The sequence below is a fragment of the Enteroscipio rubneri genome (assembly GCF_963929405.1).
In the GTDB taxonomy this organism is placed as follows: domain Bacteria; phylum Actinomycetota; class Coriobacteriia; order Coriobacteriales; family Eggerthellaceae; genus Enteroscipio; species Enteroscipio rubneri.
The window spans coordinates 528,987-554,866 of record NZ_CAWVIN010000001.1; the positions used below are offsets into that span (position 1 = coordinate 528,987).

The 25,880-nt window shown below is 60.6% G+C and carries 19 protein-coding genes; 11 read left to right on the forward strand and 8 right to left on the reverse strand.

Going from position 1 to position 25,880, the window contains the following annotated elements:
- Positions 1-8: 8 nt before the first annotated feature.
- Positions 9-662: a TetR/AcrR family transcriptional regulator C-terminal domain-containing protein gene (locus tag ABGT83_RS02310; protein ID WP_103264873.1), complete on the reverse strand. Its 654-nt coding sequence runs from the start codon at positions 660-662 to the stop codon at positions 9-11.
- A gap of 445 nt (positions 663-1,107) precedes the next feature.
- Between ABGT83_RS02310 and ABGT83_RS02315 the strand changes: the two genes are divergently transcribed.
- The 3 genes from ABGT83_RS02315 to ABGT83_RS02325 all read left to right on the forward strand — a co-directional run bounded on the left by ABGT83_RS02315 (position 1,108) and on the right by ABGT83_RS02325 (position 5,131).
- Positions 1,108-3,189, forward strand: coding sequence for an FAD-dependent oxidoreductase (locus ABGT83_RS02315; RefSeq protein ID WP_103264874.1), 2,082 nt, complete (start codon positions 1,108-1,110; stop codon positions 3,187-3,189).
- Between the two features lie 200 nt (positions 3,190-3,389).
- A complete protein-coding gene (locus ABGT83_RS02320; protein ID WP_103264875.1) occupies positions 3,390-4,271 on the forward strand; it encodes an NUDIX hydrolase in 882 nt (293 codons plus the stop codon).
- Positions 4,256-5,131, forward strand: a complete 876-nt coding sequence (locus ABGT83_RS02325; protein WP_103264876.1) for an MBL fold metallo-hydrolase — start codon at positions 4,256-4,258, stop codon at positions 5,129-5,131. Before ABGT83_RS02320 ends, ABGT83_RS02325 begins: the two co-directional genes overlap by 16 nt.
- A 136-nt stretch (positions 5,132-5,267) precedes the next feature.
- On the opposite strand, the gene fadK is transcribed toward ABGT83_RS02325, so the two are convergent.
- Positions 5,268-6,908 (reverse strand): medium-chain fatty-acid--CoA ligase, encoded by a 1,641-nt coding sequence (gene fadK / locus ABGT83_RS02330; RefSeq protein ID WP_346685723.1) that lies wholly within the window; start codon positions 6,906-6,908, stop codon positions 5,268-5,270.
- Positions 6,909-7,510: 602 nt separating this feature from the next.
- On the opposite strand from fadK, the gene ABGT83_RS02335 reads away from it, so the two are divergent.
- Both ABGT83_RS02335 and ABGT83_RS02340 read left to right on the forward strand, forming a co-directional pair.
- Positions 7,511-8,389, forward strand: coding sequence for an enoyl-CoA hydratase/isomerase family protein (locus tag ABGT83_RS02335; RefSeq protein WP_103264878.1), 879 nt, complete (start codon positions 7,511-7,513; stop codon positions 8,387-8,389).
- Positions 8,390-8,574: 185 nt separating this feature from the next.
- Positions 8,575-9,219, forward strand: a complete 645-nt coding sequence (locus ABGT83_RS02340) for a flavodoxin family protein (protein WP_346685725.1) — start codon at positions 8,575-8,577, stop codon at positions 9,217-9,219.
- 220 nt (positions 9,220-9,439) lie between these two features.
- Here the strand turns inward: ABGT83_RS02340 and ABGT83_RS02345 are convergent, their stop codons facing one another.
- The 4 genes from ABGT83_RS02345 to ABGT83_RS02360 all read right to left on the reverse strand — a co-directional run bounded on the left by ABGT83_RS02345 (position 9,440) and on the right by ABGT83_RS02360 (position 13,975).
- The gene (locus ABGT83_RS02345) at positions 9,440-10,750 is read right to left on the reverse strand and encodes a CaiB/BaiF CoA transferase family protein (protein ID WP_103264921.1); all 1,311 of its coding nucleotides are present in this window, start codon (positions 10,748-10,750) and stop codon (positions 9,440-9,442) included.
- A 278-nt stretch (positions 10,751-11,028) separates the two neighbouring features.
- On the reverse strand, positions 11,029-11,259 hold the full coding sequence (locus ABGT83_RS02350; protein WP_346685727.1) for a hypothetical protein: 231 nt from the start codon (positions 11,257-11,259) through the stop codon (positions 11,029-11,031).
- A gap of 49 nt (positions 11,260-11,308) precedes the next feature.
- Positions 11,309-12,508 carry an acyl-CoA dehydrogenase family protein gene (locus ABGT83_RS02355; RefSeq protein WP_346685728.1) on the reverse strand — a complete coding sequence of 400 codons (1,200 nt, stop codon included), beginning with the start codon at positions 12,506-12,508 and terminating at the stop codon, positions 11,309-11,311.
- 180 nt (positions 12,509-12,688) lie between these two features.
- Complete coding sequence (locus ABGT83_RS02360) at positions 12,689-13,975, reverse strand: ArsB/NhaD family transporter (protein ID WP_346685729.1); 1,287 nt, start codon at positions 13,973-13,975, stop codon at positions 12,689-12,691.
- 637 nt (positions 13,976-14,612) lie between these two features.
- Here ABGT83_RS02360 and ABGT83_RS02365 point away from each other — a divergent pair.
- On the forward strand, positions 14,613-16,085 hold the full coding sequence (locus ABGT83_RS02365; RefSeq protein WP_346685731.1) for a hypothetical protein: 1,473 nt from the start codon (positions 14,613-14,615) through the stop codon (positions 16,083-16,085).
- A 252-nt stretch (positions 16,086-16,337) separates the two neighbouring features.
- Here the strand turns inward: ABGT83_RS02365 and ABGT83_RS02370 are convergent, their stop codons facing one another.
- Both ABGT83_RS02370 and ABGT83_RS02375 read right to left on the reverse strand, forming a co-directional pair.
- Positions 16,338-16,943 carry a hypothetical protein gene (locus ABGT83_RS02370; protein WP_103264883.1) on the reverse strand — a complete coding sequence of 202 codons (606 nt, stop codon included), beginning with the start codon at positions 16,941-16,943 and terminating at the stop codon, positions 16,338-16,340.
- 206 nt (positions 16,944-17,149) lie between these two features.
- The gene (locus ABGT83_RS02375) at positions 17,150-18,610 is read right to left on the reverse strand and encodes a helix-turn-helix transcriptional regulator (RefSeq protein ID WP_346685732.1); all 1,461 of its coding nucleotides are present in this window, start codon (positions 18,608-18,610) and stop codon (positions 17,150-17,152) included.
- A 427-nt stretch (positions 18,611-19,037) separates the two neighbouring features.
- On the opposite strand from ABGT83_RS02375, the gene ABGT83_RS02380 reads away from it, so the two are divergent.
- The 5 genes from ABGT83_RS02380 (at position 19,038) to caiC (ending at position 25,706) form a co-directional block, all read left to right on the forward strand.
- Positions 19,038-20,357, forward strand: coding sequence for an MFS transporter (locus tag ABGT83_RS02380; protein ID WP_103264885.1), 1,320 nt, complete (start codon positions 19,038-19,040; stop codon positions 20,355-20,357).
- 100 nt (positions 20,358-20,457) lie between these two features.
- Complete coding sequence (aes, locus tag ABGT83_RS02385) at positions 20,458-21,453, forward strand: acetyl esterase (RefSeq protein ID WP_103264886.1); 996 nt, start codon at positions 20,458-20,460, stop codon at positions 21,451-21,453.
- A 106-nt stretch (positions 21,454-21,559) separates the two neighbouring features.
- Positions 21,560-22,711, forward strand: a complete 1,152-nt coding sequence (gene caiA / locus ABGT83_RS02390) for a crotonobetainyl-CoA dehydrogenase (RefSeq protein WP_103264887.1) — start codon at positions 21,560-21,562, stop codon at positions 22,709-22,711.
- 78 nt (positions 22,712-22,789) lie between these two features.
- Positions 22,790-24,004, forward strand: coding sequence for an L-carnitine CoA-transferase (gene caiB, locus ABGT83_RS02395; RefSeq protein ID WP_103264888.1), 1,215 nt, complete (start codon positions 22,790-22,792; stop codon positions 24,002-24,004).
- Positions 24,005-24,110: 106 nt separating this feature from the next.
- Positions 24,111-25,706 (forward strand): crotonobetaine/carnitine-CoA ligase, encoded by a 1,596-nt coding sequence (gene caiC, locus ABGT83_RS02400; RefSeq protein ID WP_103264889.1) that lies wholly within the window; start codon positions 24,111-24,113, stop codon positions 25,704-25,706.
- Positions 25,707-25,880: the final 174 nt, after the last annotated feature.

Here is a 25,880-nt window from a genome sequence, read left to right on the forward strand (position 1 = left end):
GACGGACGTCAAAGATTGCGCCGCAGCTGGGCTTCCTTGATCTGCATCTCGATGGAGCTATGTATGATGTTGGCGAACGGGCCGGCTTGGCCTGTCAGCCGCTCGGAGAGGGGCTGGTCGCATTTGCGGATATGGTAGTACAGAAACGCGCATGTGTAGAACTCCGCCAGGAACTGGATGTTTTCCTCGGGGAGGTAGCGGTTCGATAGGATGATGTGGATATCGCGGCGCAACGCCGGCAGGTAGAGATTGTACAGGTAATTGCGGAGCGAATAAGGATTGTTGTCCATGAGAGCCTGGGTGTAGAAAGTGCGTTTCGCCTCTAGGACGTTGCCGAAGCACTCGAAGAAATCGGAATGGTCGAGCGAGCGGACACCGGACTTCTGCAGGATGTAGTAGGGGAACTGCGACGCCGAATCGCCGATGTTCTCCTCGTATACGAGCGCGCTCTCGGGGAACCGTTTCTTCAGCTCCTGCCCAAGATCGTAGCGGAAGATCCATGTGATGAGGGAATCCTTGTTCTCGAAATGATAGTAGAACGTCTTGCGGTTCTTGCCGGTTCGTTCGATGATGTCGCTGATCGATACCTTCTTCAGCGGCGTTTCGTCGCAGAGCTCGACGAACGTGTCCGCGATGAGGAGCATCGTGCTGAGCGCGTTCATGATGGACCTTGCCTCACTCTCGATTGCAGTGCTAAAGCGCGTTCTCAGGCATCGTCGTACGTGGCGATCGGTGCTGTTGGACAAAAAGTAGTATATGTGCAAAACTTCCTTTCGTAAACCCCCAGAAGTGCAGGAAGTATGTCCTAAAGCGGCCTTGTGATACGACCGATTGTTGCAAAGAAGCCGCTAAAGCGCCGATTCGATCCAACAATACATCCCATCTGTCCATCGTCACTCGAATAACGATCACGTACAATACATACTTAGAGACTGCGCGGAATCAGATGTTCCGCGTGGACGTGGGCGAGAGTGCACCGAGGGCATCCGACGGGGATCGCGAGACGAGAAGGATCGGCGCCGCGCGCTCCCGGGGCTTTACGAGCGCCGCACGGGGCATACCGCAGGTAAGAACGCTTTGCAAAGCGAAGCGGAAAGGGGTTTTGACGTGGCAAAGTATCAGAAGCTGCTCGAGCCGTTCTCAATCGGCAACGTCGAGTTGCGCAATCGGTTCGTCATGCTGCCCATGACGATCGAGAAGGTCGACAACTATCATGTGACCGACGACCTGATTGACTTCTACGAGCAGCGCGCCAAGGGCGGCGTGAGCCTCATCGAGATTGGCAGCGCCTATGTGTGCGACTGCTTCGACACCGAGCCGAAGTACCATACCACCACCGGTGCCTGCGGTATTTGGGACGACCAGTTCATCCCCGGTCTCCAGCGTGTCGCCGAGGTTTGCCACAAGCACGGCACCAAGGTGGCTGTTCAGCTGCAGCTGTGCTACGAGTGGCGTGCATCGGGAGATGACCCGCTGCTGTCGTATGCTCCTTCCAAAGACGTTCAGAGCGGCCCGTTCGTGGGAATGCCCGAACGCGAGTACACCAAAGAGGAGATCGCCATCGTCGTGAAGCAATACGGCGAGGCCGCCAAGCGCGCCAAGGATGCGGGCATCGATATCATCGAGATTCATGCCGGTATCGGCTACATGGTCATGCGCTTTCTGTCGAAGTACTCCAACCATCGTACCGATGAATATGGCGGAAGCCCCGAGAATCGCGCCCGTCTGCTTACCGAGATCATCGATGAGGTGCATAAGACCTGCGGCGACGACATGCCCATCCTCATCCGCATCTCCGCCGACGATCTCATGCCCGGCGGCAACCGCATCGAGGACACCAAGGAGCTCGTTCCCATCATCGAAGCCCACGGCGTGGATGCCTGGAGCGTCCAGGCAGGCTTCCATGAGGCGCCGCGCCCCGTGGCGAACCAGATCGTGCCCGAAGGCGAGTTCATCGATTTGGCCAAGGAGGTCAAGTCCGTCACGAACAAGCCTGTGTTCCCCGGTACGCGCATCAACTCGCTTGACATGTGCGAGAAGGTCGTCACGCAGGGATACGGCGACGCGGTGGGTATGGCCCGTCAGTTTATAGCCGATCCCGAGACCGCCGGCAAAGTGGCCGCTGGCCATCCCGAGCAGGTTCGCCCCTGCATCGTGTGCAGCCGCTGCCTTGACAATATCTTCATCGGCAAGCCGTGCCAGTGCTCGGTCAACGCCAATGTGTGGCAGGGCGCCGAGGTGGGCCTGCCTCAGGACAAGCCGGCCGAGCAGAAGAAGCACATCGTCGTCATTGGCGCCGGCCCTGGTGGCCTGGAGACGTCCCGCGTTGCTGCGCTGCGCGGACATAAGGTCACGCTCATCGACAAGGCCGACCGTGTCGGCGGCCTGCTCAATATGGCTCAGGTTCTCAACGCCAACATGGAGCCGTTCGTCACGTGGTGGGGCAACGAAATCAAGCTGCATCCCAACGTTGATCTGCGCCTCAAGACGGAGGTCACCGCAGCCGATATCAAGGCGCTCAATCCTGACGAGGTTGTCGTCGCTCCCGGCGGCGGCGTCATCCAGATCGACGTGCCCGGCATCGACGGCAAGAACGTCGTGAAGTCCGAGGATATCAAGGCCATGGTGGCCGGACATGTGCCCGAGGGCAAAGGCCTGATCTGGAAGGCCGCTGTGGCTGCGATCAAGGCGCAGGGCGGTACGGTCGGCTTCATGCGCTTCGGCCTGAACATGTCCACGGGCCCGACGGCTATCGTTGGAAAGCGCGTGGTCATCGTCGGCGGCGGCTTCGCCGGCCTGGAGTGCGCCGAGTCGATGTGCGAGGGCCGCGAGATCACGGTCATCGAAGAGGCCAAGAAGCTCGGCAACGGCATTGGCATCATCGACAAGAACCCCACCATCAATCTCGTGAAGTCCAAGGGCGTCAAGCTCATGCCCCTCACGAAGCTCGTGGAGGTCACGAAGAAGGGTGCGCGCGTCCAGAACGTCGAGACCGGCGAGGAGACCTTCATCGAGTGCGATACCGTGCTCACCTCGCTCGGCGTCGAGCAGAACACCGACCTCTACGACAAGATCGTCAAGGAGTTCCCGAACGCCAAGCTCATCGGCGACGCCACGACCCCCGAGGGCAAGGTCTACCGCACGCTCGAAGCCACCAAGGGCGGCTACGAGGCGGGTATGGCCTTCTAGGACTCCTCAGGCTTGTCCAGGCGCTCGCCGCGATCCCGTCTGCCTGCTGCAAAGCCGACGGGGGCGACCGATCGCCTCATACCGAATCGCCAGAAGCGGGCGGCCCTAGGGCCGCCCGCTCGCGTTGCGTTTGCGATACAATCGAGAACGGCGAACGGCCAAGGCGTCGAAGAGGCGCCGCGGCGGAAAGGAGAGGGCTGATGGATGCTTGGCTGCCGGGGGAACTGCTCGAGGTGCCGATGGAGGCGTCGTCTCTGGAGACGTATCGATCGTTTCTCGAGCACCGCGCAGAACCCGTTGCGCCGCGGCTTGCGGCGACGGTGATGCTCGTCCGCGGTCCCGGACAGAAAAAGGAGGCACCGCGTGCCGACTCCTTCCACGATGCATCGCAGGAAGTCTTCATGCTCCGCCGTGCTAAGACGATGGCCTTCGTGCCGGATGCCGTGGTGTTCCCCGGCGGCGGCGTCGATCCACGCGATGCGGACGAGCGCCTGCCGTGGACGGGACCGACGTCCGGCGAATGGGCGCATCGGATGGGAGTCGACGAGCAGACGGCTCGAAGCATTGTAGTGGCCGCGGCCCGCGAGGTGTTCGAAGAATGCGGGGTGCTGTTGGCCGGTGAGGGCGGGAGCGTGGTCTCCGATGTGGGCCGGCCCGAGTGGCGAGAGGAGCGCCAGCGCCTGTCCGAGCATGAATCGTCGTTCGCCGAAGTGCTGATGCGTCATGGATTGGTGCTGCGCGCCGACCTGCTGGGCCTGCGTTCGCACTGGCTAACACCGGTATACGAACCCCGTCGCTACGATACATACTTCTTCGCGGCTTTGGCGCCCGAAGGCCAGGTGCCCGATGATCGCACGACTGAAGCAAACGGGGCAGGATGGGTTGATGCGCGCCGCATCCTTGAAGGAGGAGAGCGCGGCAAGGTGCTACTCATGCCTCCGACCGCGTACAATCTTGCGCAGTATGCGCGTTCGCTGGGCGCCGAGGATTTCGTTGCGGGCGTACCGCGAGTCGAGCGCATCATGCTGGAGCCCTCCCGGCGTGAGACGGGGGAGGCGGTGCTCAGATGTCGACTTCCCTAGAGCAGCCAGGCGGCGCCACGCCGCCGACGCTAGCGGACGCCGCCCGCCGCGCACCGGATATCATCGAGAGGGCTCCCGATACATGGACGGGCGGGCGGCTGTCGCCGCGCGCGCGATGCGTGCTGGCGGACAATCCGTCGCCGTTGACGTATCTTGGCACGAACACGTGGATTCTGTCCGAGCCGGGCTGTTCGGGCTGCGTCGTAGTCGATCCGGGTCCTGCCGAGCAGGCCCATCTGCGCGCGGTGCAAGCCGCCGTTGACGAGGACGGCCTCGAGGTAGTTCTCGTGGTGCTCACGCACGACCACATCGACCACGCTCAGGGTGCGCAAGCTTTTGCCGATACCGTCGGGGCGCCGATCGTGGGGCGTCGCGAGGGGACGCTGCAGGATGGCCCGCTTCGCCTTGAGAAGCCGGGGCCGCTCCTTGAAGTGCTATCGCTACCAGGCCACTCGAGCGACTCAATCGGCCTCGTGTTCCCCGCCGATGCGTCCATCGTCACCGGTGACTTCATCTTCCTTCAGAGCTCGACGCTCATATGTTGGCCCGATGGCAGCCTGTCGGCGTACTTGGAGAGCCTCGATGCGCTGCATCGTGTCGTCAGTCAGCAGGGGATCGAGCGGCTGCTCACGGCGCATGGGCTTCCCATTGTCGATCCGCTTCCCGCGATCGAACGTCAGGAGGCACATCGCAGACGCCGTCTCGACCGGGTCAGGGCTGTGATCGAAGAGGGCGCGGGGCGCGACATCGAACGTATCACGGAGCGCGTCTACCAGGGGGTCGATGTGCGTTTGAATGCGGCGGTGCGGTGCAACATCCAAGCCCAACTCGCCTATCTCGAAGAACACGGCGAGCTGTAACGGCTGTTGGAGGCTGTTCTTCGAACGAGCCGAGACGACCGCACGAGCACGCGAGAGCCTTCCTCGTGCGAACAAACGATAACGAAAAGGGCCCTCGCGCGAGGGCCTTGCCGTATTCCGTCGATGAGGCGCCGTTCTACAAGCACTGCTCGGCTTGCATGCGGCGCGCCAGCTCGTCGGCCAGCTCGTGGCGCTTGACCTTGCCTGTCGCGGTTTTGGGGATGGCGTCGATGTATTCCATGCGCTCGGGCCACAGACGCTTTGCAACATGCTTCTCGGCAAGATAGGCTGTGACATCGGCCACGGTGGGGCGGCGTTCGTCCGAGGGCACCGCAAACGTGCATATGCGCTCTCCAAGCCGCTCGTCGGGCATGCCGATAGTGGCTGTCTCGTCGAGGCCGGGACAGCCGATGAGGTCGTCATCGATCTCGTTCGCGCAGATGTTCTCACCGCCTCGGATAATGATCTCCTTCTTGCGACCGTTGATGCGGATGCGGCCGCGCGCGTCCATAAAGCCGAGGTCTCCGCTGTAGAACCAGCCGTCGTCGTCGAGGGCGCGCGCCGTTCGTTCGGGTTCGTTGAGATAGCCGACGAACTGGTGCGGGCCGCGGGAGATCTCCTCGCCCTGCTCGCCGAGCGGCACATCCATGCGGTTCGCATCGACGATGCGTGTTTCGATGCCGGGGAGGGCCACGCCCGACCAGGCGCCGTTCCATTCCATGCACTCCGACGGCGGCACCAGGATGTGCGGGCAGCTTTCCGTCGAGCCGTAGCACTCGCACAGGAGCACGCCGTGCTGAAACGCGCACTGCACCAGAGAACTCGGCACGGGGGCTCCGCCGCAGATGAAGACCTTGAGCGTCTCCAGGCGCGGTCCTTCACCCAGCTCGATGCACTTGAGCATGTCGTAGATGAACGGCGTAGCGCCCATCGACCAGGTGCAGCGTTCGGTATTCATGATCTCAAGAGCTTTCGCCGGGCGGAAGTCCTGCTGCAGGACCGTCCGCCCCCCCAGCAGCATAGGCGAGATTAGCCCGTGAAAAAACCCTGTCGCATGATTGAGGGGCGACGCCATGAACATGACATCATCCCGGGTGCGCTCGGCTCCTGCCACGAATGACTTCTCCGAAAAGATGAGATTGTTGTGGGTGAACAGCACCGCTTTTGGCTTTCCGGTTGTGCCGGACGTCGAAAGGATGCAGGTTACGTCGTCGGAGGTGATGGCAGGACGTTCGACGAGCGGCTCGTAGCGTGCGCAGATCTCGTCGATCGTGGGCAGGTCGGAGTGCTTGGGCGCGGCTTTGTCCACGAGTGCCACCGGCCCAAGCGACGGTATGCTTTCGAGGATGCTGAGTATCTGTTCCTCGAAATCGATCTTCGCCACCTTCGTGGGGCAGATGAACGCCTTCGTGCTTACGAGGTTCATGTCGTAGATTAGATCGGCGTCGTTGTACTTGCGCGGGACGGGATGCATGACGGCCCCCGTTTTGAGCGCGGCCACATACACGATGCAAAACTCTGCCCAGGTCGGCAATTGGAACGATACGACGTCGCCGGGTCGAACGCCTTGTTCGACAAGCCATGCCGCCAAGCGCGACGCGCGATCGTCCACTTCCCGATAGGTGAAGCGCGAACCTTGATCGTCGCTCACATACTCCTGATCGGGGAAACGCGCGGCTTGTTCGAGCCAGATATCCCCGAGGGTTTTTTCCGTCCAGTAGCCTTGCTCGTAGTACAGGTTCTTACGTTCGTCGTTGATCTTAAGATCCGTTATCATCGCCTTGATGTCCTCTCCTGGCCGCACGCCACGGACGGTTCGGCTGCGCGAGGCTGCCCGGCCCGTAGGCGTTTCGGACGTCGTTCGGCATAGACGTGACTCCCTGTTCCGTCGGAGGGAGGCGCGATCCGACGGTTGGATTCGGTGCTCCCCCTTGGAACATGCATGTTGCTATTGTAGGACGCTCAACGGCAAAACCGATCGGTGAATCGCATGATCTTCCATCAGCAGTTTCTATGAAACCATAGAAACTGCAAATATAAGGTAGGAAAGTCTTTGTTGTCTTTTGGGGGTACGGCGACGGCCGGCGCAGCACTCTGGAACGACGTGCACGGAAACACCTGGTCAAAAAGTATTTTATAGGTCAGATGAAGACGCGTCCGGCCCGAGGGGCCCGATTGCGGCCGCTGTGGTCGGGCGAGGCTGAACAGCTTGGACGAACTGTGTCCGCCGCGGCGATTCAGGCGGTCAACAATAGGTTTCAATTGCCCATGGCAAGCCTGCGCGCGTCGTGTGATTATATACTACAACTGTGTCTGTGAAAGCCGATCAGCCTGATCGAAAGTAGAGAAGTGGAGCACAGGGAAAGGGGTTCTGAACCTATGAGCGTGTACCAGGAGAGTTACCATCTGCCGGAGTTCGACTACGATTACGAGAAGCTGCTGATCGACAAGCGCGGTCCGGTCTACGTCTGCTCGTTCAACGACGCCGGAAACCTCAACGCCATGTCGTACCAGCAGATGAGCGAGTTCAACGACTTCCTCATCAAGGTGCGTCTGGACAAGGATTGCCGCGTGATTGTCCTCACGGGCGAAGGCAAGTCCTTCTGCGCCGGTTTCAACCTCAACGATCTTGCGCTCGATCCGCCTGAGGATATGGGCCGCATCCAGCGCGACTTCTACGTCATGCAGCGCATGTGCTCCGATCAGGTCGTCAACATGCACCGCTGCGAGCAGCCCATCATCGGCGCTCTCAAGGGTTACGCCGTGGGCGGCGGGCTCTCCCTGGCGTGCGCCTGCGACATGCGCATCCTTGGCGAGTCTTTCAAGATGAACGCGGGCTACTTGTCCATTGGCTACACCGGCACGGACATGAGTGGTTCGTTCTATCTGCCGAAGATCGTCGGGTACGCCCGCGCGTGCGAGATCCTCATGAACCCCAAGCGCTTCGGTGCCGAAAAGCTCTACGAGTGGGGCTTCGCCAACAAGGTTGTCGCCGATGACGACGTCGTCGAAGAGGCCGTTGCGCTCGGCCAGCAGATTTGCGATTCGACGGCTCCGTTCGGTCTGCGCCTCACGAAGGAGGCTCTGAAGTCCTCGCTCGACGGCACGAGCTTTGAGACCCAGATCAAGATGGAGAACCGCAACCAGGTGCTCGCATCCAATACGCACGACGGCATCATGGGCACGCTGAAGATGAACCCGAAGAACAAAGAGGACGTCAAGGCGAACCCTGATAAGTACGCGTTCCACAACATGTAGGACGGCGGGTTGATCGTGCCGGCTTGACGTCGACGCGTACAGGAACGCCCCTGTCGAACGTTGGCGGGGGCGTTCCTCGTTATTGGATCGGATCGTCTGGATGCGGGCATTCGGGCGATCTGGCGACTGCATGCCTTCATCGAAGGCATGCAGTCGCGATGAGCAGGCAAAGGGGGCTCTCTCGCATGAAGATCCTGGGAATCAACGGCAGCCATAGGCCTAGCAGGGGCACAGCGGCTCTTTTGGGGGCGGTTCTGGAGGCAGCGCAGGAGCAGGGGGCTGACGTCGAGCAGGTCGAGTTGGCCGAGCTTGAGATAGGCTTCTGCATCGGATGCAATACATGTCTCGGTAAGGCGGCATGCGCGCTCCACGACGATATGGACATCCTCATCGAAAAGATGCGGGAGGCCGACGGCATCGTCTTGGCATCTCCCGATTATTTCTCGAGCATTACGGCACGCATGAAATCCTTCATGGAGCGCACGCGCCCCCTCCATATGGTGGAGAACGCGCTCAAGGGCAAGGTAGGGGGCATGGTGGCTACGGCGGGTCTCGATAATTGCGGCATCGAGGAAACCATGGCCGCCATGGAACGCTGGTTTGCAACCCACGAGATGCTCGTCGTTCATGCGCGTCCTGCGGGGCCGGTTTTGGGCAGCGGTGCAACTGCGACGGGCTTTGCGGGCCTCGATGAGGAAGGGAAGCCTATTTGGCGCTCGGTGAAGCGCGATGCCGCCGCATTCGCCTGTGCGCGTCAACTGGGAGGCGATTTGGTCGAACTCGCCGAGCGGCTTTCAGGTTCACGCTCATGCGGAGCTGGCTCAGCATGAGCGTTGCAAGCCGAAGCGGAGGGCTCTCGGCGCCGTAGGCCGTGCCGGGGATACGGCTCCGGGCAGGCCGCTGGGCAGACGCTTCCGTGCCCTATCCTCCCCGAGCACGTATCAAGACCGACGGAGGGCGCGTTCGACATGATATGGAAAAGGGGCTTCGCAGCCCCTTTTCCATATGCAAGCGGTTGGAACCCGCTCGACAAACGATTTCACTCAGGACTTACCACTTGCACTCGGCTTCGCCTGCAGCCTGACGCTGGGACTTGAAGATGACGTCAGGTACGTCTTCGCCGTGCCAGCACTTGACAACGCCCTGCTCCTCGAGCGCGTCAATTTGCTCGTCGTCGTAGCCGAGGCCATGCAGGTATTCAGCGGTGTGATAGCCGATGGGCTTGGACAGGATCATCGGAGGATCGCCGAAGTTCGCGTAGCGGATAGGCGTGGTAGTAATGGCATGCTCGCCGAAGGCGTTGTACTCGACCTTGCGCAGCGCGTCGTTCACGTACGCCTCGTCGTCTTTGAGAATGTCGGTGAAGCGGAATACCTTCTGGCTCGGCACCTGCCACTCGGCCAGGATGCTCAGCCACTCCTCCAGTTCCTTGTGAACGAAACCGTCTTCGAGGATGTTGATGACCTCGTGCTGCGAATCGTTCTGCTTGACGGTCTCGATCGTGCAATACGCCGGGTTGTCGACCAGATCGTCGCGCCCGATGATCTTCATCATGTCGTTGTAGTAACGGTTGTATTCGGGCTGGCAGATGTAGAGCCACTTGTTGTCAGCGGTCTTATACGTGTTGTTGAACGGGTTCGGCACGGATTTGCGGGACTTGGGGTAGTCGGCACCGAACTGCTGAGCGACCAAGCCGATGCCGCCAGCCCAAATAGCCGCATGGTACAGGTTAACGACGACCTTGTCGCCCCTGCCGGTGCGCAGCTTGTTTACGAGCGCGCCCAGAATGCCGGCCGCCATCATGATGGCGGCGTTGTAGTCGCCGAAGGCTTGCGGCGGGATGGCCGGAGCCGTGTCCTTTTCGGGGAACGTGCCCGAGACGCCGCCGCGAGCGGCCCAGCAGACCGCGTCGTAGCCGGGGGAGTGTGCAAACTCGCCGAACTCGCCATAGCCGCGCATCTGGGCCCAAATGAGGTTCGGGAATTCCTTGGAGAGGGTGGGATAATCGAGGCCGAGCTTCTCGAGGGCTCCGGTGCGCATGTTGTTCATGAAGACGTCGGCATCGGCGATCAGCTTCTTCAGAATGGTCAGGCCCTCTTCGGTTTTGAGGTTCAGGGAGACCCAGTTCTTGTTCGTGTTGTTGAGATCGATGGTGGGATCTTCGGTCTCGGTGAGTTCGCAACCGAAACCCGGGCCTTGCGTGCGCTGGGTGTCGCCGGCAAACGACTCGACCTTAATGATCTCGGCGCCCATTTCGGACAGGACGCGAACGGTCGCGGGGGCCGCGACGTACGTGCACACCTCGACCACTTTGATGCCCGCGAGCGGGCCGTAGCCGTTCAGCTTTTCGGTAACTGACATGCGCATTTTCCCCTTTCGTAACCTATGTGCCTCGAATTTCGCAGTATGAGTGTAAACCCAATCGTATAATCTCATGGAACAGCAGCCCATTCTATGGACAGTTGTAAGATTGTGGGGAAACAGCCCGCCCGCAAACAACCGAGACCACTTGACTCGGCGAAAAGCACGCCATTGGCGGTCACACAGATGATTTGAAATGACTAGTGTTCGCCGCTGGCTTGGGAGCTATTGTCTCTGAAGCGGCGGGCGCGGCGTGTTCAGCGTCCGAGGTTCTCGCTTCAGTGTCCGAGGTTCTCGCGGTCCACGCGACGGGCCTTGAAGAAGAGGTATCCCCATATCCCGTATCCGACGACGCCGAGGGAGACGATCGCCTCGAGCGGCAAGCCGGCGTAGATACAGGCGGCCAGCACCACGAGAACGAGAGGATTCAAGATGAGGACGATCTTGCGGTAGGGGTTCGCCGGGGTTGCCTGAGGCGTCGGCTTGGTTTTGTTCTTCTTCTTCGACATGCGCGGCCTTTCGTGTCGCTGTCGGGCAGAATGCGCGAAGCCTTCGAGGCTACGCAGGGAAGTCTCCATCGAAGCCGGCCGCAGATTCATCCTCGCGGTATTTTTCCAAGATGAGCGGTGCGGCAATGTACACCATGATCTCGTCGGTGCCTTCGGCTATCTGGTTGCCCCTGCAGTCTTGCCAGATACGACCTGTCCTGCACCGCTCGGAATAACCTCCGCCACCGAGGATCTGCATGGCGTCACTCGCCACTTTGGTGGCGGTCTCAGGTACGAAGCGCTTCATAAGGGCCACGTTCAGCCGTTCGTCGAGGGCGCGTTTGTCGATGCCCTGTGCGGCGCGGTAGAGGATGGAGCGCATGTTGCACAGGCTCACCTCCATGTCGGTCAGCATGAGCTCGATCTGCTGGAAGCTGCCGATGTTGGCTCCGAACGCCGTCCGGCGGCATGCATGGTTTACCGCGTCGTGCATGGCGGCGCTCGCCATCCCCACCGACGAAGCGCACGTGAACACGCGTCCGATCTCAAGCAACCGGAAGAGCTGCCGGAAGCCGCCGGAGCCGCCCGTCAGGCGAAAATCGGGAGAGAGTTGAACCCCGTCAAATACGATGGTGGCGAACGGCAGCATCGACTGGCCGATCTTGCTGATGGGGTAGGCGGTGATCCCCGGCAGATCGCGTGGGACGAGCCAGAAGGCGAGCGAAGGGTACTTCCCCGGCTCCTCCTCGTCCTGGTCGATGGCCGCTACGAGGATGAACGGTGCGTACTCGCCGTTGTTTACGTAGGTCTTCACGCCGTTCAACACCGGTTTGCCGTTTACGGTGCGCGTGCAAGCTTGCATGTTCATGCAGTCCGAGCCGGCATCAGGTTCCGAGATGGCGAGACCGAACAGCAGCCGGCCCGTATGACGGTAATCTTCGAGGATAGGGAGGAACTCGCCGCTCGTCGCGAACTCCTCGATGATACGAAGGTTGAACAGATCGTTTTGAAACGGCAGCGTCGCACCGGCACAACGTGACAGCTCCTCGAGGATCAGGGCCTGCGACGTGAGGGTGAAAGCGTCGTTCGTGTCGTTGTCCCATAGTTCGGGCAGGTTAAAGTACAGGCTGACGAAGCCCTGCGCAACTTCATCGGGCAGACCCTGATCCCGGCACCATTGCATGACCTGCGCATCTTTCAAGTACGTTCGCCCGAACTCGCGGAAAACGGCAACAAGCCGTTCCTGCTTGTCGTTGAGCTCAAAATCCATCCCGGTACGTCCCTTCGCTCGTGTCGGCGTTCAGTATATCCATCGTCCTCCCGATGATCAAATCGGCGCCGCCTTCGTCATGTCGAACGCGCTGTTCGCGAAGGAAAGCGGCCCGCTTTCGGCAGACCGCTTTCCTTCGAACGCCCGGATTCTCGGCGTATGTTCGGCGCAGCTTCGTCGCTAAGCCAGGACGACGAAGCGCAAAACGAGATACACGCAGGAGATAGCCGTAAGCACGATCATAACCGGGAAGCCCACCTTGGTGTACTCCATGAACGTAAGCGGGCAGCCGTTGCGCGTGGAGATGGAGGCCAGCACGACGTTCGCCGAGGCGCCGATGAGGGTGCCGATGCCGCCGACGCAAGCGCCGAGCGAGATGGACCACCACAGAGGCCCTACGTCGATGCCGCTCATCTCCATGGTTGTGATGATAGGGATGAGCGTAGCCACCAGCGGAATGTTGTCGAGAAAGGAGGAGAGGATGGCGGAGGCCCATACCAGCACGATGATGGTGATCATGAGATCGCCGCCTGTCGCGTTGATGAGTGCGTGGGCCATCAACTCGATGACGCCGGTTTCCGCCATGCCGCCGACGACGATGAACAAGCCGGCGAAGAAACCGATCGTCGTCCATTCGACATCGTTGATGATCTTCTCGATGTCCGTGCGGCTGATGATGAGCATGACGGCGGCCGCAGTCAGCGCGATGACGCTCGGTTCGATATGGAAGGCGCCGTGCGCAATGAAAGCGATCGCCACGATGACGGTCATCGCAACGCTTTTCTTGAAGAGGCGCGGGTCGCTGATGGCCTCCTTCTCGTCCAGTTTCATGACGGCTGCTTTCTCGGCATCGGCCACGCCCATCTTGCGTCCGTACAGAACGTAGAAGATGCCGATGCATACGGCCATCATTATGACGACGGCGGGTCCGTTATATATGAGGAAGTCGAAGAACGACAAGCCGGCCGCCGAGCCGATCATGATGTTGGGTGGGTCACCGATAAGCGTGGCGGTACCGCCCACGTTGGATGCAATGATCTCGGTGATGAAGAAGGGGATGGGGTTGATGTTGAGCATGCGGCAGACGGTGAATGTGACCGGCCCGATGAGCAGCACGGTGGTCACGTTATCCAAGAAAGCCGAAAGGACGGCCGTGATCAACGAGAACAGGATCATGATGATCCACGGGTTGCCCTTCGCAAGTTTCGTCGACTTGATGGCCAGGTATTCGAAGATGCCCGAATACTTCACGACGGCGACGAACATCATCATGCCCACCAGCACGCCGAGTGTGTTGAAGTCGATGTGCTCCATGCCGGTATCGAAGCTGACAATGCCGAGCAGAATGAGGACGACGGCGCCGGCAAGCGCCGCGGTCGCGCGATGGACCTTCTCGGAAACGACGAGGGCCATTACGACGACGAATACAACGATTGAGATGATTTGTGCCGTGGTCAGGGCAATCATGAGGGGACACGCTCCTTGTCGTAGGCAGGCAATGACGCATCCTTCGCGGCCAAGCCGTGCTGAAAGCGAAGAATCGCGGCTGAACCGTCGGTGCTCCATGACGATTCGACAACGTTCGATGCATGATAGCGAAGCACATTCTCAACCGTCAATCCGATCGTTCCTCCCATGCGCATGCCCATTTATTGATTCTGAGAATAGTTGACGTAAAAATATGGGACAAACCATCTTATCTGATGGTCCTCTTTCTTTCTGTTTCGCTGTATCAATAGGGTAGTTCCTATCGATGGGTGGTAAAACGATAGCTTCTGAGAATGATATTTTCGTTTACGATCGAAACCCATTTAAAATCGATTGGATTAAAGCATTCGTCGGGGATGATAATTGCAAGGGTTCGATCCTATCGATTATTTCTCTGTGAATGGAAGAATGCGATGCGATCGGAAGCGCCATCCGTCGAAGGGGCGGGATCGTGGATTTTGAGGAATCTTCCTCATCCAGATACAAGGAGGAAAGAAGGGGTCGGCTCAGGCACTGCGGCTGATTCCCGTCGGCACGAGAGGAAGGAGGAGGTGCTCGCACTTACTCGGGAACGCTCGTTCCCTTCCAGGGAACGAGGAAAGAAAGGGGTTTATCGATGGCTTTAAAACGTGAATACGGCGGTATCCAGCCCTGCATTCGTGCGGGTATCTTCCGCATTCGTATTCCTTTCATCCACTTTAAGATTTCTCCTCCGGAGATCGTTACGGGCCTCATGAACGCCTGTACCTCTTATGGAGCGCTCGCCGTTCTCATTACCACTTTGGGCCTCGATCCCGAGGTCGCGTGGGCGCTGGTCGTGTTCGAAACGGCTATGTACACGCTGAACTGGTTGCTCGGTGAGCCTTCCATTTGCGGTTGGATCACTCCCGCTATGGCCATTATGGTGCTATTCCTTGAGACTTTGCCGGAAGGGGTGGCGCGACTGCAGGCATTGACAGCGATCCAGCTTGAATTAGGCCTCTTATTCATAATACTCGGATTTACAGGCCTATCGAAAAAGCTGAACACGCTGGTACCGCCAGCGCTGAAAGCAGGCATCGTGCTGGGCGCCGGCATCAACGCCGTCGTCTCGCGCCTCAAGGAAGGCGGCGCCACCGACACGATGACCATCGCCTGCATCTGCGGCCTGGTCGTTGTCTGCCTGTTCATGTTCAGCCAGCGCGTCCGTAACAAGATGAACAGCAACAAGGTTCTCTCCTTCATGGGCAACTACAGCTTCCTGTGGGCCGTTATCGTGCTGTTCCTGGTCGGCGGCCTCTCCGGTGAAGTCCAGTACAACTTCTCCGGCGAGATCTTCAAGGTGCCCGACTTCATGGGCCTGTTCATGGCCGTCTGCCCGTTCTTCATCGGCTTCGCTGAGCCGAGCGTGTGGCTCATGGCCCTGCCCTATGCGCTCACCGCATGGATCATCGCCTACGGCGACTTCGTCACCGTGCAGGAACTCGGCATGTCCTCCGTCCGCGAGGACGAGCACATCGAGTTCGACGCGAACCGCACGAACGTCATCTGCGGCATTCGTAACGTCATCCTGGCCCTGTTCGCTCCGTACCCGGCACTTGCCGGCCCGCTGAGCGCCCCGTACTGCATCGCCACCTATGCGCGCTACAAGCAGGAAGGTCGCGAGGGCATGGACTCCATCTATGACGGCTCTGGCACGAACCTGATCTTCACGGTCGTCGGCCTGTTTATCTTCCCGCTCTACGAGGCCTCCCTGGCCGCCTCCGCTGCACTGCTGGTGGTCATCCTGGTCGTGCAGGGTTGGGCGTGCGCCACGATCGCCTTCGGCCTCATGGAAGGTCGCGAGGTTCTCGACAAGGGTATCGCCGGTATGTGCGCAGGCTTCTTCGTGGCCCGCGGCGCCCAGATCGCCCTTCCTGCGGCTATCGCGTTCTATCTGATCATCGCCAACAACCAGAAGATCCGCGAAGACTATGCTTGGAACAAGGATCGTCAGCGCATCGAGGACGAGGAAACCGCTCGCCAGCTCGAGGCTCTGCGCATCCGCATGGAGGCTCTCAAGTCCGGCGCTATCGTCGACGACGAGGATCTCCAGAAGGAAGGCAAGTAAGCGCATGTGCTTGATATGAGGAATCGAGTGCACTTCGTTCGATAACTCAAGCGTGCTTCTTAGGTGCCCCCGCAGGCTTCGGCCGGCGGGGGCACTGCCTTGCCCGCGCATCGCGCGAAGCGCGGTGAGGCGCGGCTGCGCTCGCGCGCACGGCCTGAGAACGCACAAAAGCCGGCCGCTTCGATGAAGGGCCGGCTTTTGTGCGTACTCGCGTGTCTGCAAAGGCTTCTCCTGCGGGGAACGACAGCCTGCTTACCCGAGCAGATCCTCGCGATGGATGGGCATCGAGACCAGCCCGATGCCGTCGACGTAGGCGTAAATCTCAAAGCCGCGCTTGCAATGGAACGTGCAGCAGACGCAGGGATCCTCATCGCAATAGGCATACGCGTCCTCGTCGCCGAGGGCGAACACGAGGGGGGGCTGCTTGTCGGGCATCACGTACTTGAGCTGAGAGCCCATGAATGTCTTGAGGGCGATCCAGCGAGGCGCGGCCCCCTCGTTCGACGTCCAGTACACGCGCAGCGCGTTTTCGTCGAATCCGCCCACGATGTCGTAGCGGAGCTCGAAAGCCGCGCTCGTTTGGGCCGTTGGGCCGGTGAGAGGCTCCATGGGGGCGCCGCAACACGACGGGGCGAACGAGTTGGTAGCATAGGGAAGCTTGACGTCGGGTCGGCGTACCAGTCCGGAGAATGTCGGACCATTCGGCCCGTCGATGCCCTGCACGACCGATCCGCACGTGGCGCAGCGGAAGAAGGGTATGGAGTCGTCGGTCACCCCGGGCTTCCACGTCGCCTTTGTGCGCGTCGGACTCACATCCGATGCTGTTTTGGTTGCCGGTTTCTCGTCTTTCTTGCTCATTGTATCCTCCTCGTCACGGAGCAGCTCTCAGGCTGCACGCGTCTGTTCTCTCGCATCGGTCATTATAGCAGGACGGCTGCATGGATCGGGATTTTGGTGTGCGTCTGGCGCATGCGCCGGATGGAAGGCCCACGTGGTCGAAACCGCCAAAAGACATCAAGCTGAAGGGCTCGAAACGGGACGGTCGAGCGTCGTGCCGGTAGCGGCTAGTAGTCGCTGCGCTGCATATTGAGGTAGTTCAGAAGCTCGCTTCGTTTGTGTATCTGCATCTTGTCGTAGATGTGGCGGATATGGGTGTTGACGGTGTAGGGCGAGATGACCAGTTTCGAGGCCATGCTGTTCGTCGTGTAGCCGCGCGCGATGAGTAGCAGGATTTCGCGCTCGCGAGCCGATAAGCCGAACTCCTCAGCCACTTCTGCGCAAATCTCGCCGATCTCGTCTTTAGAGGGGGGCGTTGCAGTGAGGGCCACGATGTTGTATTCCTGACGGACGAGGGGGATGAGCAGCGCGGCGAGGACGCAGATGAACGCGAGGCACGTTTCGGGGGTGATGGCGGCGGCAAGCTCGGGTGTATGCTCGTACGACACGGCGAGCGTGTTGCCGACGGCTATGCCGGCGCGTGCAAAGCTCCCTGAGAAGCTGAACGCGACGGCGGGGGTCGTGTAGCCCTTCGAGGTGAGGATGCCAAAGTACATGATGAGCAGGATCTCGAAAAGCGCTGAGATGCCGAGCGCTACGAAGAAGGCGGGGAAGAAGGCCGCTTCATCGGACAGGAACAGCGAGAACGCGACGATCTCGAATACGAGGAGCCAGGGGTAGAGCTTGAAGACGTTGGTTCTATCCTTTGAAAGTGCGCAGACGCCGGCGATGGCGAGCATGATGGCGCCGCCGCACAGCGTGCCGATGGTGAAGCTCGTGTCGCCGGTGGGTAAAACCTCCCAGGGGATGATGGCCACGAGAAAGTAGCACGCGACGCTCGCCAAGAACGTGATGGTGCTCACCATGGCCATGTTTTTGAGGCCGCTCCGGCTTGCCTGCTCGGGCAAGAGCACTGGGAAGCGGCGTTGTCCATCCCGTTGCGAGACGATCAGCAGGGCGCCCGAGGCAAGGGGCAGAAGCGACGTGAACGCGCTCGATGCATATGCGGGCAGCGCCCAGGCTATCACCATACACACGATCATGGTGATACCGAATACGGTGCCAATATGGCGAATTGAGAAATTCGCTTTGACGCAGGCATACCGTTCGCCCCAGAGGATCCAAAGCGCCGCCTCTGCCGGTCCCAGCAGGAACGCAATGGCGTAAGCGAGCAGCGGGGTAGGAAGCGATACCGCCCACAGGGTGAGCGCGAGCGTGCCCACACACATGAGCGTCGGTGCCGCGATGCGCAGCCACCGGTAGTTCGACAGCCGCTGCTTGCGACCGAGGGCGAGGGCGATGAGGAGCAGGAAGACGACGGTAGATCCCAAGTTGACGAGCCATGAATAGGTGACGCGGTCGTCGAGCAACGGCACCAATGCGAAAGAATGCGGGACGAACCAGAGTGTGTAGTGCCAGGCGAGCAGAAGCGAGAAGCCGGCGTATTTCAGCATGGGGCGCTTCGCGAAGGCGGCAAGCGGGCCTTCCCCTCTGCCGTCGGTTTTGCCCTGTCCAGACGTAGTCCCCATGCCCGACACCCTTCTATCAGCAGTTTGCGATGGATAACGATGCCTCTGAACTGCCTAAACCGCGAGGTACAGCACGTTCATGCAACCCCTGGCATCTATTGTGCCACGACGAGAAATGTATCACTAGCATGAATTGGTCTGCCTCGCAAAAAAATAAGTATTCGGCCTTTCATGGCGAATTGGCGATGGCGGCAAAACCTCGCCAACTCGTGAGTAAGACGATCGACGGTTTCAGTCGGGAGCACGTGCGTTTCGGACTGCTCCTCGTCAAAACATGAGTAATCAGATATTCACGGCTACTTTGCGATGGCAAATCTGCAGCATGCGCACACAATGCGGGCAACGGTTCGGTTGACGACCGGTCGCCGGATACTATAGGCCGACGACCGATTGTGAAGCCGGGCAAAACAACGAGAAAGGAAGAACGATGTCGTTGCTTGCCAAGAGCAAAGGTGAGGTGACCTACAAGGAGCTCACCACAGTGCACAAGTGGGCGCTCGTCGTGCTCATTTCGATGGGCTCGTCGATCATCTACGCCCCCATGTATCTGAAGAACGTGTTTTACGATCCCCTGATGCAGGCGCTCGGTGCGACCAACGCCGATCTGGGCCTCATGGTGTCGGCCTACGGCATCGCCGCCATGATCTGCTACCTGCCCTCCGGCATCGTGGCTGACAAGTTTCGCATGCGCACGCTGGCCTGGGTGGGCTTTCTCGCGACGGCGGTACTCGTGTTCGTCTACGCGATGCTTCCTTCCGTCACGGTATGCCTCGTCCTGTTCGTTTTGATGGGCGTCACCTCGATCCTGATTTGGTGGGGCACTCGCTTTAAAGTCATTCGCCTTTGTTGTGAGGAAAACGAGTACGCCAGCAAAATCGGCATCAGCTATTCCATCTACGGCGTGACTGGCCTCGTGATCGGACTTATCAACGCAGGCATCATCGCCGCTATTTCCGGTTCGGCTGGCGTGCAGGCCATGCTCGTCTTTCTGGGCGTCATGATCGCTCTCCTGGGCGTCGCCGCCTTCTTCCTCATCCCGGACTTCAAGGGCGAGATCAACAAGGATGCGAAGCTGTTCAGCATCAAGGAGGCCCTCCAGGCCATTAAGCATCCGGGCGTTATCTGGGCTTGCGTCGCCTACTTCTGCGTGTACGCTGTGTACCAGGGCGCTACCTACACCACTCCGTACCTCACCCAGTGCTTCAATGCCGATGGCAACCTTGTGAACATCGTGGGCCTCATCCGCACCTACGGAATCGGCCTCATCGCAGGCCCGGTCGTCGGGTGGATCGCCACGAAGATCAAGAGCCCCTCGAAGGCCATCTTGGGAGGCTTCATCCTCTCGATTGCGGCTCTCGTCGGCTTCATCCTGTTCCCACAGGATCCCTCGGGCGCCATCGTCGCCTCTATCTTGGTGGTCGTGTTCGGCTTCACTACCTACGGCGCCTTCTCCATCGGCTCGTCGCCCCTCTCCGAGGTCAAGATTCCGATGGCCATCTTCGGCACCGCTTCCGGTCTGCTGTCGGTCATCGGCTTCCTTCCCGACGTGTTCATCCATACGTGGTATGGCGGCATGATCGACGCCCAGGGCACCGCCGCCTTCAACGCCATCTTCGGCTTCGAGATCATGTTCGCGGTCGTCGGCTGCTTCTGTCTTGTCATGGTGCTGCGCACCCTGAAGAAGCACTTCGGTGAGAAAGCCGCGGAGGCCGAGAACGAGGCCGAGAACGAGGCGACGACGGCCTAGGCGCCTTGCCATCGGGGCGCGGGGCGTCGTGCGAAGCACCCCCGCGCACCCGGCCGAGGTCCGACGGTACGCGCAAAGCTCAAGCGAAAGGGAGTTCCACATGAACAAGCTCGACGTGCTGAATCTGATCAACCCGCAGATGAAGGCCGTGCTCGCGAAAGAAGACGAGCTGGCTGGCGATGCGAACGACACGTCCGTGGGATTCGAGCAGATGCGCGAGAACTATGTGGCCGGGCGCGCATTCTGGTGCGAAGGCGGCCCCGTCATGGCTGAAAAGTCCGACGTTGCGGTTGCCGGTCCCCATGGCCCGATCCCGCTGCGCTGCTACTATCCGACTGCCGAGGCTGCTTCGGCCGCCGCGGCGGGTGAGGGCTCGACGCCGGGCATTGTGTACGTCCACGGAGGCGGGTTCGTCCTCGGCAACCTCGACACCCATGATCGGATCTGCCGCATTCTGGCCGAAAAGACCGGCGCTTCGGTAGTCGCTGTCGACTATCGCCTCTCGCCCGAGGCCAAGTACCCGAGCGCCGTCGAAGAAGTGGCCGCTGTTGCAGGGCATCTGCATGAGCACGGCGCGGAGTTCGGCATCGACGGCGAACGCCTGGCGTTCGCGGGCGATTCCGGCGGTGCGCACTTGGGGCTGGCGGCGACGATGTATCTGCGAGAGGAGCAGGGCGACAGCGCCTTCGTGAAGTGCCTGTTGCTGTTCTACGGTTGGTTCGGTCTGACCGATTCGTCCTCGATGCGCCTTCTCGGAGGCCCATGGGACGGTCTCACCGAGCAGGACTGGCAGTTCTATTTGAGCATGTACGCCGAAGACCCCGCCGGCCTCGCGACGAGTCCGTATGCGAACCTGTTCCTGAACGATTTGGAGCACGCTGTGCCGCCCTGCTATATCGCCGCCGCGGAGTACGACCCGCTGCGCGACGATTCGGCGACGCTTGCCGCCATCTGCGAACAGTACGGCACGCCGTATCGTTACGAGGTGTTCAAGGGTGTCATCCACGCGTTTCTGCACTACACCAAGATGCTTGACGAGGCGAACGACGCCCTCGAGCACGGAGCGGCTTTCTACCGCCAGCAGCTGGGACTCTAGCTTCCGATCGGGACGAGCAGAGGTCGAAAGCCCGAGTCGAAACTACGTATCAAACCAGGGTTCAACGGCATCACGGAGGTGCCGACACACTAAAAGGAGGATCGTCATGGATTTCAAGTTGACGGACGAGCAGGAGCTGATGGTCGACAGCTATCGCGACTACATGGAAAGCGAGAACTGGGAAGGGTATTTCGCCGAGTGCGATGAGAAGCACGAGTACCCCCTGCGTTGGGTTCGCGGCCTCTGCGAGCTGGGCTTCGACCAGATCATGCTGCCCGAGAGCCACGGCGGGCTCGGCCTTGAGCAACCTTGCGTGACGCTCATGGCCGTCTACGAGGTGCTCGGCCGCTACGGCGCTCCCACCTACGTGCTCTACCAGCTTCCTGGTTTCGAGACCATCATCCGGGAAGGCACGCAGGAGCAGATCGACGCCGTCATGGCCACGCTTGGCACGGGCGAGCAGATTTGGAACTCCGCCTGCACCGAGCCGGGCGCTGGCTCCGACGTGAGCTCGCTCACCACGAATTATAAGCGCGAGAACGGCAAGATCTACCTCAACGGCACGAAAACCTTCATCACCTCGTCTGCTGGCGTGAAGTATCTCGTCATCATGGCGAAAAATGCCGACGACCCCGAGGTGTTCACCGAATTCTTCGTCGACATGTCCAAGCCCGGCGTGAAGTTGGGGCCCCTGCCGAAGCTCGGTCTGCGCATGGATAGCTGCTGCGAGGTCTACCTCGACAACGTCGAGCTTGAAGAGTCCGACATCTTCGGCAAAGAGGGCAATGGCTTCAACCGCGGCGTATCCGACTTCAACTTCGAGCGCTGGCTTGTGGGCGCCTGCGACTACGGCACCGCCATCTGCGCGTTCGAGGATGCCATGGCGCATGCGAACACCCGCATCGCCTTCGGCAAGCCCATCAGCCGCTTCCAGCTCAACCAGCTCAAGATCGCCGAGATGTGCATCAAGCTGACCAACATGAAGAACATGCTCTACGAGGCTGCATGGAACGCCGATAACGACGGCGGCAACTTCGATGCCGCTGCGGCCGCGATGTGCAAGTACTACTGCGCGAACGCCTCCTTCAAGGTGGTCGACGATGCCATGCAGGTGATGGGCGGCGTGGCTGTGGCAGGCGAGCACCGCATTCAGCGCATTTGGCGCGATCTCCGCGTCGATCGCGTTTCCGGCGGCACCGACGAGATGATGATCCTCGCCACCTCTAAGGGCGCCTCCATCAAGTACAAGCAGAAGTAGCCGGTCCGCACGACCGCGGGGGGGGGGCGATGCCCCCCCCGCATCGAAGACACTAATGTGAACAAGGAGGACACCACCATGGCACTTCCCACTGAAAAGCCGTCCTACGGCCCCCTCGACGGCGTCAAGGTTGTCTACGCAGCGGTGGAGCTGGCGTGCCCGAAGGCAGCCGACCTCATGGCCGACTGGGGCGCCGACGTCGTCTGGCTCGAGAACACGGGCGCGGGCGACACGATCCGCGACACTCCGTACGTGAAGCAGGCAGAGCGCCGCAACCAGCGCTCCGTCGCCCTGAACTACTTCTCCGAAGAGGGCAAGAAGGTCTTCTTCGACCTCGTGCGCGACGCCGACATCTTCATGGAGGCCTCCAAGGGCGGTACCTGGGCCCGCAAGGGCATCACCGATGACGTGCTGTGGGAGATCAACCCCAAAATGGTCATCGTGCACGTCTCCGGCTTCGGCCAGGAGGGCGACCCCAAGATGGTCAAGCGCGCCGCCTACGACCTGACGGTCATGGCCTACTCCGGCATCATCATGCAGAACGGCACGGAGGAGCAGCCCATGCTTCCCGGACCCTATGCCGGCGACTACTTCAACACGCTCATGATCGCCTCCTCGGCACTCGCGGCCCTCTACAAGGCCGAGAAGTCCGGCAAGGGCGAGTCCATCGACCTGGCCATGTACGAGACGCTGCTGGCCATCGGCCAGTACTACCTGGTGGACTACCTCAACGAGGGCATCAAGTGGCCCCGTCCCGGCGCCCGCAACCAAAACCTCTGCGGCATAGGCGAGTTCAAGTGCAAGGACGGCTTTTTGGGCGTGTGCCTGTACGGCGTCGACCAGAACAAGTACTTCCTCGAGACGATCGGCCTGGGGCACCTCTGGGGCACCGAGGACATCCCCGAGGACACGAGCGGGCTGTGGCTGTCCAACCCTCACGCCGACGAGATTCAGAAGGCGTTCGAGGACTACTGCCTGGCCAACTCCAAGTACGACATCGAAGAGGACTTCGCGGCGCATCGCATCGCCGCCCAGGTGGTCAACGACATGGAGGATCTCGTCGAGGAGGAGCACCTCAAGCTCCGCAACACGTGGGTGGACTGGGAGACGGCCGACGGCGAGACGTTCCACGGCCTTGGCGTGTTCCCGAAGTTTAAGAACAACCCCGGGACGATCTGGCGTCCGATGCCGCATCAGGGCGGCGACACCGTCGACGTCATGACGAAGCTGGGCTACAGCAAAGAGCAGATCGACGAGCTGGCCGCAGCCGGCGTCGTCAAAGTGGGCGAGTAGCGCTGATGCGCGCCGAGGGGTGAACCTCTCGGCGCATTCGGATGCGCGGCCTCGAGCAGAAGCGGGCGCCGCGCATCCGGATCTGACGACAAGAAGGGTGAGTCGAGTGACGGACATCGTGGGAAACGAAACGGTGCGCAGTCTCTGGGACGGTCTCGTGGCGGCCTGCGGCGACCGTACCTTCCTGAGGTTCCGCAACCGCGCCGACGAGACGCGCGCCTTTACGTACCGCGCCTTCAACGAGGAGATCAATCGGGCTGCCAACGTGTTCTTGTCGCTCGGCGTCAAGCATGGCGAGCGCGTGGCCGTGCAGCTGTGCACGTGCCCTGAGTTCATGATCGCGCTCTTCGGGCTTGCGAAGATCGGCGCGGTCATGGTGCCGATGAACGACCAATACCTCGCTGAAGAGGCGGACTACGTGCTTGAAAAGACGGACGCCACCTGCGCAGTCATCGAGCCGAAGTTCCTTGGGCTCTACTGCGGACTGCGCGACGAGGCTGGGCGCCTGCCCAAGGGGCTCTTCGTTGCGCGCATGAACGAAGAAGACGTCGAGGGTGCGGATGCGGCGCGTGAGGCGCTGGCTTCCGATCCGCTGCTGCGCGATTTCACGGCGCTGCGCGCACGGGCTGCCGTCGAGCTGGCCGAGTGCTGTGCGCTTTCTTCAGACGATCCTGCGGAGATCATCTTCACGTCTGGCACCACCTCGCGTCCGAAGGGTGTCGTACTCACGCATGCGAATATCCTATTCAGCGGTTTGTATGCAGATTGGGAGGTTTCGCTCACGCGTGACGATCGACTGCTCACCACGATGCCGGCCTGTCACTCGAACTTTCAGATGGCGGCACTTATGCCCGTGCTCACCGCTGGTGCCGAGCTTATCGTGATCGAGAAATACAGCGCGAGCCGCTTCTGGTCGCAGATACGCGAGTTCAGGGCTACGGTCACGCAGTGCGTTGCCATGATGCTGCGTACGCTCATGCTGCAACCCGAAGACGCGCTTGAGCGCGATCACGAGCTGCGCGAGATCCTCTATTTCTTGCCGGTGACGACGGAGGAAAAGGAGGCGTTCGAGCGTCGCTTCGGCGTGCGCATCATGAATACCTACGGCTCGACCGAAACCATCGGCTGGGTGCTCACCGATCCGCCCACAGGCCCGCGGCGTTGGCCGAGCGTGGGCCGCGTGGGGCTTGGGTACCAGGCGCGTATCGTGGCCGACGACGGCGCTGAGGCACCCGTCGGCGAAGTGGGGGAGATCCAGGTCAAAGGCATACCTGGTCGCACGGTAATGAAGGAGTATTTCGGCAACCCCGAAGCTACGGCCCAGGCGTTCACCCCCGATGGGTGGCTGCGCACCGGCGATAAAGGCTATGTCGACGAAAGCGGCTGGTTCTTTTTCGTCGACCGCAAGGCCAACATGATCAAGCGAGCGGGCGAGAACATTTCCGCCGGCGAGGTGGAGCAGGTACTCGAATGTCATCCGGCCATCGCTGAAGCGGCGGTGATCGGCGTGCTCGACCCCATCCGCGATCAGGCCGTCAAGGCGTTCGTGCGACTCGAATCCGGTGCGCGTCTGACCGAGGAGGAGGTGCGCGCGCACTGCGAGGAGCGCTTGGCCGCATTCAAGGTGCCCTCGATCATCGAGTTCGTGGAAGATTTTCCACGGACGTGCTCCATGAAGATCGAGAAGAAGCTACTTCGGTAACCCACCTGACGACTAGGCTGGGCCGGACGGGCCGTGCCCAGTCGCTCGAGCAGCACTCGCTTCGCTGCTGAACTCGCTTGATGGGCACCGCCCGTCCGGCCCAGCCTAGTCGTCGCGCGAGGTGACAACATCTTCGGTTGCTCAGAAGCCCTTTTTTGGAGGGCTTGGGAGATT

Excerpts from the sequence above, each read along its gene's own strand:
- fadK (WP_346685723.1), bottom strand. The coding sequence starts at position 6,908 with ATGATAACGGATCTTAAGATCAACGACGAACGTAAGAACCTGTACTAC.
- ABGT83_RS02345 (WP_103264921.1), bottom strand. The coding sequence starts at position 10,750 with ATGTCAGTTACCGAAAAGCTGAACGGCTACGGCCCGCTCGCGGGCATC.
- ABGT83_RS02310 (WP_103264873.1), bottom strand. The coding sequence starts at position 662 with ATGAACGCGCTCAGCACGATGCTCCTCATCGCGGACACGTTCGTCGAG.
- caiA (WP_103264887.1), top strand. The coding sequence starts at position 21,560 with ATGGATTTCAAGTTGACGGACGAGCAGGAGCTGATGGTCGACAGCTAT.
- ABGT83_RS02340 (WP_346685725.1), top strand. The coding sequence starts at position 8,575 with ATGAAGATCCTGGGAATCAACGGCAGCCATAGGCCTAGCAGGGGCACA.
- ABGT83_RS02335 (WP_103264878.1), top strand. The coding sequence starts at position 7,511 with ATGAGCGTGTACCAGGAGAGTTACCATCTGCCGGAGTTCGACTACGAT.
- aes (WP_103264886.1), top strand. The coding sequence starts at position 20,458 with ATGAACAAGCTCGACGTGCTGAATCTGATCAACCCGCAGATGAAGGCC.
- ABGT83_RS02320 (WP_103264875.1), top strand. The coding sequence starts at position 3,390 with ATGGATGCTTGGCTGCCGGGGGAACTGCTCGAGGTGCCGATGGAGGCG.
- ABGT83_RS02370 (WP_103264883.1), bottom strand. The coding sequence starts at position 16,943 with ATGAGCAAGAAAGACGAGAAACCGGCAACCAAAACAGCATCGGATGTG.
- ABGT83_RS02375 (WP_346685732.1), bottom strand. The coding sequence starts at position 18,610 with ATGGGGACTACGTCTGGACAGGGCAAAACCGACGGCAGAGGGGAAGGC.
- ABGT83_RS02350 (WP_346685727.1), bottom strand. The coding sequence starts at position 11,259 with ATGTCGAAGAAGAAGAACAAAACCAAGCCGACGCCTCAGGCAACCCCG.
- caiB (WP_103264888.1), top strand. The coding sequence starts at position 22,790 with ATGGCACTTCCCACTGAAAAGCCGTCCTACGGCCCCCTCGACGGCGTC.
- ABGT83_RS02360 (WP_346685729.1), bottom strand. The coding sequence starts at position 13,975 with ATGATTGCCCTGACCACGGCACAAATCATCTCAATCGTTGTATTCGTC.
- ABGT83_RS02355 (WP_346685728.1), bottom strand. The coding sequence starts at position 12,508 with ATGGATTTTGAGCTCAACGACAAGCAGGAACGGCTTGTTGCCGTTTTC.
- ABGT83_RS02380 (WP_103264885.1), top strand. The coding sequence starts at position 19,038 with ATGTCGTTGCTTGCCAAGAGCAAAGGTGAGGTGACCTACAAGGAGCTC.
- ABGT83_RS02325 (WP_103264876.1), top strand. The coding sequence starts at position 4,256 with ATGTCGACTTCCCTAGAGCAGCCAGGCGGCGCCACGCCGCCGACGCTA.
- ABGT83_RS02365 (WP_346685731.1), top strand. The coding sequence starts at position 14,613 with ATGGCTTTAAAACGTGAATACGGCGGTATCCAGCCCTGCATTCGTGCG.